General features: G+C 71.8%; 14 protein-coding genes. 8 read left to right on the top strand and 6 right to left on the bottom strand.

Going from position 1 to position 15,047, the window contains the following annotated elements:
* Positions 1-88: 88 nt before the first annotated feature.
* Positions 89-2,242, bottom strand: a complete 2,154-nt coding sequence (locus ABZV93_RS21385) for an AAA family ATPase (RefSeq protein WP_354938853.1) — start codon at positions 2,240-2,242, stop codon at positions 89-91.
* A gap of 375 nt (positions 2,243-2,617) precedes the next feature.
* On the opposite strand from ABZV93_RS21385, the gene ABZV93_RS21380 reads away from it, so the two are divergent.
* Complete coding sequence (locus tag ABZV93_RS21380) at positions 2,618-4,213, top strand: alkaline phosphatase D family protein (protein WP_354938851.1); 1,596 nt, start codon at positions 2,618-2,620, stop codon at positions 4,211-4,213.
* Positions 4,214-4,257: 44 nt separating this feature from the next.
* Here ABZV93_RS21380 and ABZV93_RS21375 read toward each other — a convergent pair whose 3' ends face one another.
* Entirely contained in the window at positions 4,258-5,265 is a 1,008-nt protein-coding gene (locus ABZV93_RS21375) for a TetR/AcrR family transcriptional regulator C-terminal domain-containing protein (RefSeq protein ID WP_354938849.1), read from the bottom strand.
* Between the two features lie 209 nt (positions 5,266-5,474).
* On the opposite strand from ABZV93_RS21375, the gene ABZV93_RS21370 reads away from it, so the two are divergent.
* The 3 genes from ABZV93_RS21370 (at position 5,475) to ABZV93_RS21360 (ending at position 9,502) form a co-directional block, all read left to right on the top strand.
* A complete protein-coding gene (locus tag ABZV93_RS21370) occupies positions 5,475-6,683 on the top strand; it encodes an FAD-dependent monooxygenase (protein WP_354938847.1) in 1,209 nt (402 codons plus the stop codon).
* A 111-nt stretch (positions 6,684-6,794) separates the two neighbouring features.
* Entirely contained in the window at positions 6,795-8,066 is a 1,272-nt protein-coding gene (locus ABZV93_RS21365) for an MFS transporter (RefSeq protein ID WP_354938845.1), read from the top strand.
* On the top strand, positions 8,063-9,502 hold the full coding sequence (locus tag ABZV93_RS21360; protein ID WP_354938843.1) for a sulfatase: 1,440 nt from the start codon (positions 8,063-8,065) through the stop codon (positions 9,500-9,502). The genes ABZV93_RS21365 and ABZV93_RS21360 overlap by 4 nt, the downstream gene beginning before the upstream one ends.
* A 284-nt stretch (positions 9,503-9,786) precedes the next feature.
* Here the strand turns inward: ABZV93_RS21360 and ABZV93_RS21355 are convergent, their stop codons facing one another.
* Genes ABZV93_RS21355 through ABZV93_RS21340 form a run of 4 tightly spaced genes read right to left on the bottom strand, consistent with a single transcriptional unit; the run spans position 9,787 to position 11,307 of the window.
* Positions 9,787-10,692, bottom strand: a complete 906-nt coding sequence (locus ABZV93_RS21355) for a phosphotransferase (protein WP_354938841.1) — start codon at positions 10,690-10,692, stop codon at positions 9,787-9,789.
* Positions 10,693-10,716: 24 nt separating this feature from the next.
* On the bottom strand, positions 10,717-10,866 hold the full coding sequence (locus ABZV93_RS21350) for a hypothetical protein (RefSeq protein WP_354938839.1): 150 nt from the start codon (positions 10,864-10,866) through the stop codon (positions 10,717-10,719).
* A gap of 31 nt (positions 10,867-10,897) precedes the next feature.
* Positions 10,898-11,086, bottom strand: a complete 189-nt coding sequence (locus ABZV93_RS21345) for a hypothetical protein (RefSeq protein WP_354938837.1) — start codon at positions 11,084-11,086, stop codon at positions 10,898-10,900.
* 41 nt (positions 11,087-11,127) lie between these two features.
* A complete protein-coding gene (locus ABZV93_RS21340; RefSeq protein WP_354938835.1) occupies positions 11,128-11,307 on the bottom strand; it encodes a hypothetical protein in 180 nt (59 codons plus the stop codon).
* Positions 11,308-11,366: 59 nt separating this feature from the next.
* Between ABZV93_RS21340 and ABZV93_RS21335 the strand changes: the two genes are divergently transcribed.
* The 4 genes from ABZV93_RS21335 to ABZV93_RS21320 all read left to right on the top strand — a co-directional run bounded on the left by ABZV93_RS21335 (position 11,367) and on the right by ABZV93_RS21320 (position 15,034).
* Positions 11,367-11,792 (top strand): pyridoxamine 5'-phosphate oxidase family protein, encoded by a 426-nt coding sequence (locus ABZV93_RS21335; RefSeq protein ID WP_354938833.1) that lies wholly within the window; start codon positions 11,367-11,369, stop codon positions 11,790-11,792.
* A 114-nt stretch (positions 11,793-11,906) separates the two neighbouring features.
* Entirely contained in the window at positions 11,907-13,502 is a 1,596-nt protein-coding gene (locus ABZV93_RS21330) for a CYTH and CHAD domain-containing protein (RefSeq protein WP_354938831.1), read from the top strand.
* A gap of 110 nt (positions 13,503-13,612) precedes the next feature.
* Complete coding sequence (locus ABZV93_RS21325) at positions 13,613-14,644, top strand: hypothetical protein (protein WP_354938829.1); 1,032 nt, start codon at positions 13,613-13,615, stop codon at positions 14,642-14,644.
* A 210-nt stretch (positions 14,645-14,854) separates the two neighbouring features.
* Positions 14,855-15,034, top strand: coding sequence for a transposase (locus ABZV93_RS21320; RefSeq protein ID WP_354938827.1), 180 nt, complete (start codon positions 14,855-14,857; stop codon positions 15,032-15,034).
* Positions 15,035-15,047: the final 13 nt, after the last annotated feature.

Genomic DNA, 15,047 nt, shown 5'->3' with positions numbered 1-15,047 from the left:
CCTCACCCACGGCACCAGCTACAACGAAGCCACCGCCTGGCCAACCCAAGAAGCCATCGCCGCTTGACAGCTTAGAGCCGTGGGATGTCTAGGCCAAAGCTCCGGTCCGAACCTCGGTGTCACGGAGTTCGGCGGGCAGCGGCTCGGCGTGTACGACGTGCAGGCTGGTGACCGCGCGGGTGAGCACGACGTACAACCGCGCCATCCCCCGCGGCTCGGCCGCCACGATCCTGGCCGGTTCGGCGACCACGACCGCGTCGAACTCCAGTCCCTTGGCCAGCATCGCGGGTACGCACACCAGCCGGGCCGTCTCCATCGCGTCGTCGGCGCTGCCGAGCAGGGCGGACGGGAGCCCGCGGTCCAGCAGGCCCGCCTGGATGTCGGCGACGTCGGCGTCCGCCGTGATCATCGCCACCGAACCCTCGCCACCCAGGGCCTTCCGGCAGGCGTCGGCGAGACTGTCAAGGAAGCCTTGACGGCCGACCGAGGTGACGGAGGTGACCCGCAGCGCGCCCGGCAGGGAACGAAACCCGGTCGGCCGGCCCAGGGCGGGCGCGATCGTCGGCAGCAACCGGGCCGCGAAGTCGATGATCTCGCCCGGCACGCGAAACCCCCGCTCGAGTTCGACCAGCCGGGTGTCGGGCATCTCCAGGTGCTCGAACACCTGCTCCCACGAACCCGTCGTCGCAGGCGACGTCGCCTGCGCGAGGTCACCGAGCACGGTCGCCGAGCCCGTACGGCAACGCCGGCCGAGTGCCCGCAGCTGCATGGCCGACAGGTCCTGCGCCTCGTCCACCACCAGATGGCCGAGAGAACCTGCCCGGCGTTCGATCAGGTCGGTGAGCTCGTCCAGCAGCACCAGGCCGGCCGGAGACCACTTCGCCGACTTCACCGACCGCGCGGGCTTGGCCCAGGCCAGGGCTGCCTGCTCCTCCGCGGTGAGGTCGGTGCCGGCGGCAGTTGCCAGGAAGTCCGGGTCCGACAGCAGCCGGAACAACACCTGCTCCGGTGTCACCTTCGGCCACACCTGGTCGACCAGCGCCTTGATCGGCCGCGACCGGGCCACGGCGTTCTGGACGCGATCGTCGGGTGACTCGCCGCGGCGCTCCATCAGCACCAGCACCTCGTGCGCGATCCGCTGGGCCAGGGAGTTGCGTCCGGGGGCGTACCTCGTGGCACCGCGCAGCGACTGGACGATCTCCGCGACGGTGTAGTCGTGCACGCGGTAGCGGTTGGATCCCTTCGTGTACAGGATTCCCTCGGTCGGCGTACCGACGTGCAGCCACAGCGCGCGGAGCAGGACCGCCGCCATCCGGGCGTCGCCCTTGAGCTGGTCTGCGTGCGGGTCTCCGGCGACCGTGCTGCCGGTCTGGCCGAGTAGCTCCTCGACCGTGGTCTGGCGTACGTCGACCTCACCGAGGGCGGGCAGCACCTTGCGGATGTAGGACAGGAACGAGCGGTTCGGCCCGACGATCACGACGCCGCCGCGGCTGAGGCGTTCGCGTTCGGTGTAGAGGAGATAGGCGATCCGGTGCAGGCCGATCGCCGTCTTGCCGGTGCCCGGTGCACCCTGCACGCAGATGGACGGCTGCAGCGGCGCACGAACCAGATCGTCCTGCTCGGGCTGGATGGTGGCCACGATGTCGCGCATCGGGCCGATACGCGGCCGCTCGATCTCCGCGCGCAGGAACGCATCGCCGGCGTCGCCGGGGTCCGAGGCCGCGCCGGTGTCATCGAGGATCTCGTCGTCGTAGGCGGTCAGGTCGGCGGCGTCGGAGAAGCCGTAGCGGCGACGGCGGTGGACGCGCTGCCGGTCGCTGCGGGTGGCGCGGTAGAAGGGCACCGAGACGCGCGCCCGCCAGTCGATCACCAGTGGCGTACCCACCTCGTCGTGGACGTGCCGGCGGCCGATGTGGATCCGGTCGGCCACCTCCGACACGGTCCCGGCGTCGTAGTCGATCCGGCCGAAGAACAGCGGCACGTCCGGCAGGTCGACCAGGGCCTGGGCGCGCAGCCAGCGGGCGCGGAGGTTGGACTCGTTGGTGAAGCGTTCGTCGTTGTCCTCGCCGCCGATCAACGGCGTCTCGGTGTCCACGACGTCGGCGTGCATGCGGCGCAGCGCCGCGCGGGCGCTGTCGAGGAAGGCCCGCTCGGCCCGTAGCTCTGGGTCGTACGGTCTGTCGGGATGGGAAGGGGCGGTGGCGGCTTCGGACCGGCCGGCCGCGGTGGTGACGGACTCCATCAGGGCCTGGGCTCCTCTGGTCGTGAGGACGAAGAGGTCGTGAGGACGAAGAGATCGGCGGCCATCGACGAGGGTCCCGCCCCGGAGCAGAGGTCCGGTTCGATTCGATCCTTCGAGGATTACTCGAGAGCCACCCAGGAAGCCTGGTGACGCTACCAGGGCGGTTACCGGTCCGCCAGCGGTTATTCGGGGCCGGCCGACGGGTAGCTCGCACTGTGTCGGGCACCTTCAGCTCCGTCCGCCTGCTGCGGCCGCGTCCGGTTGCTCCCGTCAGCCGGGCGCGGCGTTCTGTCGGGCGCGGCGTACTTCCGTTCGGGCATCGGTCAGGCACTTCGGTCAGGCATCAGGGTGAGTTGGTCCACGCACGCGCGCACAGTGAACCCCTCACGGTGGCAGCTGTCCCGGCGGCGGTTCCTGGGGTTCGGCGGCGGAGGTGCGGCCGCGATGCTGCTGGGCACCGGGATGCTGGTCGAGAACTCCGTGTCGTCGGTCCCGCTCGGGGGTGCCGACCCGTTCACCCTCGGCGTCGCCTCCGGTGACCCGGCCCCGGACGGGGTGGTGCTGTGGACCAGGCTGGCGCCGGAGCCGCTGGCCGGCGACGGCAGTGGCGGGATGCCGCCGATACCCGTGCGGGTGGAGTACGAGGTGGCCGCCGACGACCGGTTTCGCCGCGTCGTCCGCCGGGGCCGGGTGGTCGCCACCCCCGAACTCGGCCATTCGGTGCATCCGGAGATCGTCGGCCTGGAACCGGACCGGGTGTACTACTACCGCTTCCGCGTCGGCAGGACGCTCTCCCCGGTCGGGCGGACGAGGACGACGCCGCTCGCCTCCTCCTCGCCGCGGGACCTCGCCTTCGCGTTCGCCTCCTGCCAGACGTGGCAGGACGGCTTCTTCACCGCGTACGACCACCTGGCGCGGGAGGACCTCGACCTGGTGGTCCATCTGGGCGACTACATCTACGAGCACGTGCCCGACCGCGACCGGCGCGGCGTGATCAAGGAGTCCTCGCTGCGCACCGAGGTCTTCGACCTGCCCGGCTACCGGCTGCAGTACGCGCTCTACAAGACGGAGGCGCCGTTGCAGGCCGCGCACGCCCGCTTCCCGTGGATCGTGACGCTGGACGACCACGAGGTGGAGGACGACTGGGCCGGCGACCACCCCGGGCAGACGCCGGTGCCGAACCGCGATCCGGCGGAGTTCCGGAGGCGGCGGGCGGCGGCGTTCCAGGCGATGTACGAGAACCAGCCGATGCGGCACGCCCAGCTGCCGTCGGGCCCGGCGATGCGCCTGCACCGGCGGTTGTCGTACGGGCGGCTCGTCGACCTCACCATGCTGGACACCCGGCAGTTCCGCGACGACCAGCCCTGCGGCGGCGGCCGGTCGGTCACCTGCACCGAGCGGTTCGCCGCCGGCCGGACCATCCTCGGTGCCCGGCAGCGCGCGTGGCTGCTGTCCGGCCTCGCGTCCTCGCCGGCCCGGTGGCAGGTGCTCGGCAACCAGGTCCCGATGGGGCAGGGCGACCTCGACCCAGGCCCGGCCACGAAGGTGTCGGTGGACGCATGGGACGGCTACGTCGCCGACCGCAACCGCGTGCTCGCCGCCGCGCAGGACCTCGGCGTACGGAACCTCGTGGTGATCACCGGCGACCGGCACCGCAACCAGGCCATGGACCTCAGGCGCGACTACGCCGACCCCGACTCGCCGACGGTGGGCAGCGAGTTCGTGGGCACGTCCGTCACCACTCGCGGGGACGGCGTGGAGGTCGACGGGCGGGGGCGTCTGATGCTCGCCTCGAACCCGGACCTGAGGTTCTACAACGCCCGGCGCGGCTACGTCCGGGTGCACGTGGACAGGCACCGGTGGCGCACGGACTTCCGGGTACTGCCGTACGTCACCCGGCCGGGCGCGCCGATCAGCACCCGCGCGACGTGGGTGGTCGAGGACCGCCGGCCCGGCGTCCAGGAGGACTGATCGGAGCCGAGCTCAGTCGCTGATCCGCTCCAGCAGGTGGACGGTCACGGTGTCGCCGGCCGCCGGGGGCGGCGGCGCCTGCGCGCGGTCTCCACCAGGTCGGTGCAGCCGTCGAGGAGGCGCTGCAGGCCGAACTCGAACAGCGCGTCCAGGTCGAAGTCGAACCCCTCCTCGGTGAGCCGGGCGAACGTCACCAGCCGCTGCTCGGCGACGATCCGGTCGATGGCCGGCTGCTGGGCTTCCATCCACTCCTCGTTGGTCAGCCCGCTGGCCGCCTCGGCCTCGGCCTCGCTCTCCAGGTTGACCGCCGTGCCGCGCACGTAGTTGAACAGCGTGAGGTGAATGGTGAAGGCGTCCTGCAGGTCGAGACCCTCGGCGGCCAGCCCGGCAAGCACCCACTCGGTGTACGGCAGGGCGTGCGGGGTCGCCTGCGGGCGGGTGATCGACATGGTGGGCGCGAGCCAGGGGTGCCGGCGGAATATCGTCCACAGCGTCCGGGCGACCAGGTCGAGCCGCGCCCGCCAGCCGGGCGGCGGCTCGGCGGGCAGCGGGGAGGCCGCCATCACCGCGTCCATCATCCGCAGCAGCAGGTCGTCCTTGTCGCGCACGTGCCGGTACAGCGACATCGTGGCGACGCCGAGGTCGACGGCCACCCGGCGCATGGAGACGGCCGAAACTCCCTCGGCGTCCGCGACGGCGATCGCCGCCTCGACGACGCGTTCGGTGGTGAGTGTCCGGTCGGTGGCCGCGGGGGATCGGCTGGCGCCGGCCCGGTCGTCGGGGGTGCCTCGGGCCGGCGTGGTCGTCGTCCGACTGCTCGCCCGTCCGCGCTCGGCGACGACGGTGCCGACACCGGGCACCGCTCGCACCAGGCCGAGGTGGCGGAGTTCGGTGAGCGCCTTGGTCGCGGTCGCCATCGCCACGCCCCACTCGCGGGTGATCTCCCGGGTCGAGGGAACCCGCTCGCCCGGCGCCAGCTCGCCCGCCTCGATGCGACGTCGGAGCGCGGCGACGACCTCGCGGTACCGCGACGACGTCGAAGAGGCCGTCATTCGCGAGTCCTCCCCTTCTGTGGAGCCCTCCGCCAGGGGCCGTACTAGTGCACTGACCTCTCTGTGCAGCCTAGCGTTCCGGCGCCTGCCGGCCGCCGGTCCGTGTCGTTCCGGTCGGCCGCAGACGAGCAGTGCACTAGTACGGCGACGTGAGATCCGTTGTAAATAACGCTTGCGGCTTGCTGTGCGTACACCGTACAGTCACCGGCATGTCGAACAGAACCGTCCTCGTGTCCGGTGCCGGCATCGCCGGTCCCGCCGCCGCGTACTGGCTACGCAGAGCCGGCTACAGCCCCACCGTCGTCGAGCGCGCGCCGGCACCCCGCCCCGGCGGCCAGGCGGTCGACCTGCGCGGCGCCGGGCGCACCGTGATCAGCCGAATGGGACTGATGGAGCGGGCCCGGGCCCTCGGCCTGCACCAGCGCGGGCTCGCCCTCGTCGACCGGCGCGGCCGGATCACCGCGCGGGTGCCGGGGGACGCCTTCGGTGGCGAGGGCATCATCTCCGAGATCGAGATCCTTCGTGGTGACCTCTGTGAGCTTCTGTACGACGCGACGCTGCCCGACACCGAGTACCTCTTCGACGACACCATCACCGACCTGCGTGAGGACGACGACGGTGTGCTGGTGACGTTCGAACGCGCCGCTCCCCGCAGGTTCGACCTGGTGGTGGGCGCCGACGGGCTGCACTCGACCGTCCGGGCGCTGGCGTTCGGCCCGGAGGAGAAGTACGTCCGCCCGCTGGGCTGCTACACCGCGTGGTTCACCAGCACCGAGGACCTCGACCTGGACGGCTGGTATCTCATGCACAACGCGCCCGGCGGCCTGGTTACGTCCGCCCGGCCGGGTCGCCTGCCCGGTGAGGTGAAGGCCGGGCTGAGCTTCCGCTCCGAGCCGTTGTCGTACGACCGGCGGGACGTGCGCGGGCAGCAGGACGTGATCGCGGCGCGGTTCGCACGCGTGGGCTGGCCGGCGCCGCGGCTGCTCGCCGGGATGCGTGCCTGCACCGACTTCGCGTTCGACTCGGTCGGGCAGGTGCACCTCGACCGCTGGTCGCGCGGGCGGGTCGTGCTGCTCGGTGACGCCGGCTACTGCCCGACGCCGCTCACCGGTCTGGGGACGAGCGTCGCCCTGGTCGGTGCGTACGTGCTGGCCGGCGAGCTCGCCGCCGCCGACGGCGACCACGTGGCCGCGTTCGCCCGCTACGAGGACCTCATCCGGCCCTACGTCACCAGCGCGCAGGAACTCCCGCCGGGCGGGGTGTCGGGGTACGCGCCGATGAGCAGGCCGGCGATCTGGGCGCGTGGGCTGTCCATGCGGTGGATGACGCGCTGGCCGATGCGGCCGGTGATCGCCCGGCAGTTCGCCAAGGCTGCCGACATCGAGCTGCCCGAGTACGCGTTCGCAAGCGTGGGTTGACGCCGACCGCCTGGCCCGGGGTGGCCAAGGCCGGTTCCAGCCAGACCGGTTCCAGCCAGACCGGTCGCGTGGCCTTGCTCCTCCCGGAGCACGGTGAGAACGATGGTCGCCGTGAGTGCTACCCGCGAGCCGCGCGTGCAGGACGACCGGACTCTGGACCGCAGACACTGGCGCTGGGCGGTGCTCGCGTCGATGGCCGACTACATCGACGCCGGCTCGATCGTGGCGGGCTCGGCCGGCCTTGCCCTGTGGGCGAGTGCGTACCACCTGAGCAGCGGCGCAGTTGGGCTGATCGCGGCGTTCAGCTCGAACGCGATCTCGGCCGGCGTCGGTTGCCTGATCGGTGGCTGGCTGGGTGACCGGGTGGGCCGCAAGCGGGTCTACCAGTGGGACCTTCTGGTGTACGCGTTCGGAACGCTGTTCATCATCTTCTCGCCCGGCCTGCCCGGACTGCTGGTCGGCTTCGTCATCGTCGGGCTGGCGGTCGGCGCGGACATCCCCACGTCGTGGACGCTGATCGCGGAGTTCTCCCCGGCGCGGGCGCGCGGCAAGCTGCTCGGCCTCACCAACGTCTTCTGGTCGCTCGGACCCGTGCTGACGCTGGCGCTCGCGTGGGCTCTCGCACCCCTTGGTGTGCTGGGAATCCGCATCGTCTTCGCCCACCTGCTCGTCGTGGCGCTGGTGACATGGTTCTTCCGCCGCGGGATGGTCGAGTCCGAACGCTGGCGCAACGCCGGCCGGCAGGCGAGCATGCGGCTGCGGGACTTCACCACCCGGGCCAACCTGCGGGCGTTCGCGTTTGTGTTCGCGATGTTCCTGCCGTGGAACCTCGTCGCGGGGACGGCCGGGTTCTTCTTCCCGTACATCCTGCGCACCGTCGGCGGCGCCGGCCAGGGAACCAGCGTCGCCCTGCAGGCGATGGGGTTCCTGATCGTGTCGATCACCACGTCGGTGGTGTTCATGCCGCTCAGCGACACCCGGCACCGTCGGTTGCTGTTCGGGATCGGCGCGGCGCTGCAGGCGATCGCGTACGGTGTGCTCTTCACGTTCCCGCTCGGAGTCACGGTCGCCGTCGTCTACCTCGTGGTGAACAACCTGGGCAGCGGGTTCGGCCAGGGGCCGTTCTTCCGGGTGTGGTCCACCGAGCTGTTCCCCACGCAGATCAGGGCGAGCTCGCAGGCGTTGCTGTACGGCGTGGTGCGGATCCTCATCGGCGGCTGGAGTTTCCTGGTGCCGGTGCTCGCGGCGACCGGGTTCCGCACACTCGCGCTGATCCTGCTGCTCCTGCTGGTCGCCAGTGGCGTGATCGGGCTGGTGTTCATGCCGCGGACGGCCGGAAAGACGCTCGAAGAGATCCAGGACGAGCGCATGGCGGCCCGATGAGCGCCGCCCCGGACGTTGCCCGGAAGACCGCGCCGAACGTCGTCCTCATCCTGGTCGACGACCTGGGTGGGCGGGACCTTTCCTGCTACGGCAGCACGTTCTACGAGACTCCGGTGCTGGACGCGTTGGCCACGCGCGGAGTGAGGTTCGATTCGGCGTACGCCAGCGCGCCGGTCTGCTCACCGACCCGGGCGAGCCTGCTCACCGGGAAGTACCCCGCGCGGGTCGGGGTGACGCAGTACATCGGCGGTCACGCGGTCGGCAAGCTGCAGGACGTGCCGATGCTGTCCTGCCTTCCCCTGCAGGAGATCTCGCTCGCCCGCGCGCTGCGGTCGGGCGGCTACCGGACCTGGCACGTCGGGAAGTGGCACCTCGGCGAACGCTCCACCTGGCCGCTTCGGCACGGCTTCGACGTCAACCTCGGCGGCTGTGACTGGGGGCATCCGCCGACGTACTTCAGTCCGTACGGCTGTCCCACCCTGGAGGACGGGCCGCCTGGTGAGTACCTCACCGACCGGCTGACCGACGAGGCGATCCGCCTGGTGGAGGAGCATCCACGGGACCGGCCGTTCTTCCTGAACCTGTGGCACAACGCCGTGCACACGCCGATCCAGGCGCCGCCGGACCTGGTGGCGAAGTACGAACGGAAGGCGCACGACCTCGGCCTGGAACGGCAGGAGGCGTTCGCCGACGGTGAGCCCTACCCGGTCTGGCATCTGCGCCATCACCGCGTACGCCGGCGGGTGGTCCAGTCCGATCCCGCGTACGCCGCGATGATCGAGAGTCTCGACACCAACGTCGGCCGGCTGCTCGACGCGTTGGAGCGCACGGGCCAGACGGACGACACCGTGGTGGTGTTCGCGTCCGACAACGGCGGGTTGGCAACGTCGGAAGGCTCACCGACGTGCAACGCGCCGTTGACAGAGGGCAAGGGGTGGAACTACGAGGGTGGCGTACGCACCCCACTGATCGTGTCCTGGCCCGGCGGCGGCTGGGATGGAGCCGGCGGGTCCGGTGGGCGCGTGGTCGACGAGCCGGTGACGACACCCGACCTCTACCCGACGATCCTCGCGGCGGCCGGGCTGCCCGTCCCGGACGGCCAGCACGTCGACGGCGTGGACCTCGGGCCGGTGCTGCGCGCGGAGCCGTTCCGGCGTGGGCCGATCTACTGGCACTACCCTCACTACAGCAACCAGGGCGGTACGCCGGCGGCGTCTGTGCGGGCAGAGGAGTGGAAGCTGGTGCGGTTCTTCGAGGACGACCGGACCGAGCTGTATCACCTCGTCGAGGACATCTCGGAGTCGTTCGACCGCGCCGCGGACGAGCCGGACGTCGTGGACCGGCTGTCCCGGCTGCTGGACGAGTGGCTGAGCGACGTCGGTGCGATTCTTCCGCGGCCCTCGCCCGTCGCCGCGTTCGACGACCTGCCCGGCTGACCGATGCCGAACCTCGCGCCGCTTCACCTGCTGACCGGCGCGCCCGGCGTGGGCAAGACGACCTTGCTTCCGTACCTCCTCGAGGCGGCCGGACTGCGCGGACGGGCTGCGGGTGAGGCGCCTGCGGTCACGGGGCTGGACGCAGGAACTGGTCGACGCCCTGGCCGACGCCGCGCAGGGGGGCGTTCGCTGATTCCGACGGTGTTCCCCACCGAAGACCAGGATCCACGAGCGCTGGCCGAACGCCTACTCGCCCGGGTCCGCGGACCCACCTGACTCGGCGCTCAGGAGCTGATCCGGGACAGGGCGATGTCGAGGTAGTGCTCGGCATGCTCGCGAGGCCCGTGGCGGAGGGCCCAGTCGACCAGGCTCAGGCTCGTGTGTGCCCAGTACGCGCGCAGCATCGCCGGGTCCAGCTGCCGGTCGAGGATCTCGTCCAGGCGGACGATGGCCTCCGGCTCGACCGACGGGCCGCCGGTCGGCCTGGTGGCCAGCAGGAATGCGCAGTAGAACCTCAGCTTCAGCAGGGCGAAACGCCGGTCACCACGCCCGAGACCGGCCCAGTCGACGATGCCGCTGACCGGTCCGACGCTGCCACGGGTGCCCGCCGGATCGAGGAGGACGTTGCCGGGTACGAGATCCAGGTGCACCAGGTCGTCACCGGACAGGTGCGTCGGCGATGCTCCGCCGACCTCCCGGATCCACCCCACCAGGCGGCGGCTCCGGTCGTCGTACCGGTCGAGCGTCTCGTGCAGGCACCAGCCGTCGCCGCTCTCCCGCAGATGTAGCTCGGGAACGTGGACCTCGGACCGGCTGGCGAGAACCCCCGCCAGGCGTTCGTTCGCCGCGACGATCGCGTCGACCACGTCTGCCGTGACGTGGCCGGGCGGTGCGCCTGGCAGGCGCTCCTGGAGGATGACGGCGCCCTCGGACACCTCGGTGACGAGTTCGTGCCGGGGCACCGGTGCGCCGCGCTCGCGGGCGAACTCGAGCACGTCGCCGATGTGACGTAGGAAGCCGACGGGCGCGGTCGAGCGGGAGAGTACGCCGTCCCGCCCGTCCGGCCGGCGTACGAAAACGGCCTCACTGACCTCGCCGTGCCCGGCGGGCCCGACGAGCCGGAGGTCCAGCCCGGTCCGCGCGTTGAGGTCCTGGACGAGTCGCCGCGCCCTGCTCGTCACCGCATCCACGTCGGACACCCTGCGTCGGATTCGTCAGGAGGGCAAGGGCGGTGCCTGCCCGATCGGCGTGTTCTGCCCACCGGCGAGCCACCGTCGGCCGTCCCGTTCGACGAGGACGTACATCGCCATCTCGGAGAAGTCCGCACTCGCCTCGCCGTCGTCGTCGACCGCCTGCCTGCGCACCTGCGCCCTCGTCGCGCCATTCGGCGCTGGATCACCTGATCGTCGCGGTGGGCTCGGCCAACATCGGAAGATCGAGGTCGGCCAGGTCGACCGGGACGAGGTCGTAGCCCGGGTCCGGGTCGCTCGCGACCGCGCACACCCACTCCGCCACCGAGTGGGCGCGACGGAACGGCCGGGTGCTCCCGACGATGACTGCCAGCCGGATCCGTCCGGTTCGCACGAGTTGATCCCTTCGTTCGCACTCTCTCGACGTCTCGGAAGCTACGAGTTCAACGCCCTGCTGCCGTGTGAACGGGCCGCCGGCAACCAGCGGCGCTTCCTCGCCGACGTGCTCTGCCGGGTGGCGATGATCCGCGCCGCGCAGCGGGTGTACTCAACCAGCGCATCGACCACCTGTTCACCCTGCTCGACGAACTGGGTCCGCAGCAGCCGCACACGCACGCCCGGCGATGACGAGCGGTCCACCGGGGTTGTCGGCGGTCTCTCGTAGGGTCTGCGGCATGGCACTGTCTGTGAACGAACGTCAAGAGTTCCTTGCCAAGCCGCACGTCGCCGCGCTGGCGGTGGACGCCGAAGACGGTCGCGGGCCCCTGGTGGTCCCGATCTGGTATCAGTACGAGCCGGGCGGCGAGGCCTGGGTGCTGACCGGAGTCAACTCCCGCAAGGCGCGGTTGATCGAGGCCGCCGGCCGGTTCTCGCTGATGGTCGAGCGGGTCCAGCCTTCGGTGCGCTACGTCTCGGTGGAGGGCCCCGTCACCCGGACCAGTCCGATGACCGACGAGCAGCTGGAGGAGATGGCCCGGCGATACCTCCCACCCGAGGTGGTGAAGGGCTACCTCGAGCTGGCGAAGGCCGAGCACGGAGAGCAGCTCGTGGTCGCGATGCGGCCGGAGCGCTGGCTGTCCTCCGACCTGGGTTCGTTCTGACCCGGTTTGCCTGAGGTCCTGCCCTGCCCGGGCGCCCGCCCCCGGTCCTCGGGCGGGCGAAGTGGCGGCAACGGCTCCCATCCGGTAGGCAAGAGGCACGCCGAAGGGAGTTGGATGCGTCATCTGGAAGTGGAACGCAAGTACGACGTCGAGCCGGACTTCATCCTGCCGGATCTGTCCTCGGCCACCGGAGCGGCCTCGGTCGACGAGCCCGTCGAGCACGAGCTGGACGCGACCTACTACGACACCGACGACCTGCACCTGTCCCGGCATCGGGTGACGCTTCGCCGCCGCACCGGCGGTCACGACGCCGGCTGGCACCTCAAGCGACCGGCCGGTGCCGGGGGAGACGCCGAGCATCACGGTGCGCGGACCGAGCTGAGAGCCCCGCTCGACGAGGGCGAGGGCGGCGAAGCTGCCAGGCCGCCGCGGGCGTTCGCGGAGGAGCTCCGCGCATTGACCCGGGGGCACCCGCTGCGCCCGGTGGCGGGGATCCGCACCCGGCGGCTCGAACGCGTCCTGCGTTCCGGCTCCGGCGAAGCCCTCGCCGAGGTCAGCGACGACCACGTGACGGCACACACCTACGGCGCCGAGGTGACCGCACGCGAGTGGCGGGAGGTGGAGGTCGAGCTCGTCGAGGGCTCGGCCGACCTGCTCGACGCCGCCGAGCGGCTTCTGCTGGACGCGGGTGCGCGGCCGGCCGCGTTCGGGTCCAAGCTGGCCCGCACGCTCGACCTCCGGCGGCCGAGTGCGCACGGTGCCCCGCGGTCAGGAAGTGGCTCGGGCAGCGACGAGGAGCGCGCGTGGTCGGCCGTCGCGACGTACATCGCCGACCAGCGGGACGCCATCGTCACCCTCGATCCGGACGTACGACGTGGCGATCCGGAGGCAGTGCACAAGATGCGCGTCGCCTGCCGGCGGCTGCGGAGCACGCTGCGCACGTTCCGGCCGTTCCTCGACCGCGCACGCACCGACCCCCTCGGCGTGGAGCTGCGCTGGCTCGCCGGCGAGCTGGGGCTGCTCCGCGACAGCCAGGTGCAGGCCGAGCGCCTGCGCACCGCCGTCGAGGCCGAGCCCACCGAGCTCGTGATCGGCCCGGTCGACCGGCGGATCAGCGACCACTTCGCGACCGAGGAGGCGCAGGCCCGCGAACGCGTCGCCACCGCGCTGGACAGCCCGCGCTACTTCGCACTGCTGGACGCCCTGGAGGCTCTGGTGGACGCCACTGCGGGTCAGGAGGCCGGCGCGGCCGAGCTGCGGAAGCGCGCACGCAAGGCGCTACGCCGGGTCGACCGCCGGCTCGACCGTGCCGCCGCCCTGTCCGCCCACCCCGAAGCCACGCCCTCGGTGACCCCGCCCCTTCCCGGCGTGGTCCGGGACCGGTCGACCGCGCTGCACGAGGCGCGAAAGGCGGCGAAGCGGGCGCGGTACGCCGCGGAGGCGCTCAGCGCCGTCGGCGGCAAGGACGCCCGCCGACTGGTGAAGGAGCTCAAGCGGATGCAGAAGGTGCTCGGCGCCCACCAGGACAGCATCGTCGCCCGGCAGACGCTCCGCGAGGCCGGCGTACGCGCGCACCTCGACCACGAGAACGCCTTCACCTACGGGCTGTTGCACGCCCGTGAGCAGGCCGCCGCCGAACGCGTCCTCGAGGACCTGCCCGCGGTGGAGCGGTCGATCCGGCGCAGGAAGACGAGGCGCTGGCTCGGCTGAGCCGGGAGCGGGTGGCGAGCGGCGCGAGTCGCGTGGCTCACTCCCGCGGGTGAGCCGTGCCCCTCGGCGGGTGCACGCGCCCGACGGCCGATGGCGAGCATCGTCGAGGCATGACCGACAACTCGCCCGTGACCGCCGGCGCGGTGCCCCGGAGCACGACCAGGACCGGACGTCGCCCGGCCCAGGTGCTCGCGGCGTTCGTGTTCGCCGGCGCCTACGCCATGCTCCGCCTCCTGTGGGCCACCGGCAGCCGGTGGGGTTACACCGCGTGCGACCGCACCGTGGAGCACACCGCCGAGCAGGTGGCCATCGGATGCCGCGCGGACCGGCTGGAGTCCCTGCCGTTCTGGTCCGGCTGGGGCGCGGTCGCCCTGTGCGCTGCCCTGGTCGCAGTGACGGCGCTCGGCGTCATCCGGCCCGGACGGGTGGTGGCCGCCGGGTTGTGGATGTCCGCCGCCGTCCTGGTCGCACTGTCGTTCCCGGGACACCTGGTGTTCGAGTTCGCCGCCGCTGCCGGCCACCCCACCGACTGGCGCGACCTGGGCAACCGCGTGGTGCTCCTCGGCGGGGGCCTGCTGGTCGCCGCCGCCGCGGTCGCAGCCGGCCCGCGGACGCAGGGAGTACGGCGCCCGGCCGGGGTTCGCCCGGCACCCGGGTGGTTGCGCGCCTGGGCCCGTGCCGGGTTCGTCCTGCCGCTGCTCGGCTGGACGATGCCGCACACCCTGTGGCTGCTCGGCGTCCGGTTCGGAATCCCGGCGCGGATGCTGGCGGAGATTCGCGAGGACATCACCGTCCCGATGGGCCTCGCACTCTGCGGCGTACCAGCGCTCGGTGGGCTGCTCACCCTGGGACTCGCCGCCCGGTGGGGACAGGAGTTCCCGCGCTGGGTGCCGCGGCTCGGGGGCCGCCGGGTTCCCCGTCTGCTCGCACTGGTTCCCGCCGGCGTGATCTCCGTGGCGGTCACGTCGTACGGCGTGATCGGTGTGTCGATGATCGCCACCGCGCTCCTCGACGGCCAGACCACCTGGGCAGGGCTCGCGTCGTCCTGGGCGATCACCGGAACCGAGGTGCTCTTCCTGGCCTGGGGCGTCACCCTCAGCATCGCGACCCTGGGCTACCACCACCTGACCCGCGCCCGGTGACGCCTCCCGTTACCTTCTTGAGCAGCCCTGGAGAGGGGCTGCAGGCCACCGGCCGCGGCATGACTGAGCGCCCCTGTCGACCATGATCTGGGGGGTGTTGTCACCGTGGTACGGGGACGCCGAGACCGCTGATAGAGACCTGGTTGATCCACATGTCTGCTCGTAACGTGGCTGCCTGCGCGGTGTCCGCTGGTCGGTCTGCCCGTTTCGATGTGGGAGGACGTGTTGTCCCGATCCGACAAGAGCCCCGGCCGAGGCTACGGGGTGTACTGCGGGGTGGATGTCGGTAAGAGCGAGCACCACGCGTGCGCGCTGGACCCGGCCGGGAACCGGCTCTACGACCGGCCTCTGCCCAACGACGAGACTGCATCGCGGTGGCCCGCTCGCTGAGCATCGACGTGGG

Source organism: Actinopolymorpha sp. NPDC004070, assembly GCF_040610475.1.
GTDB lineage: Bacteria > Actinomycetota > Actinomycetes > Propionibacteriales > Actinopolymorphaceae > Actinopolymorpha.
This window is presented reverse-complemented; position numbering and strand designations above follow the sequence as displayed.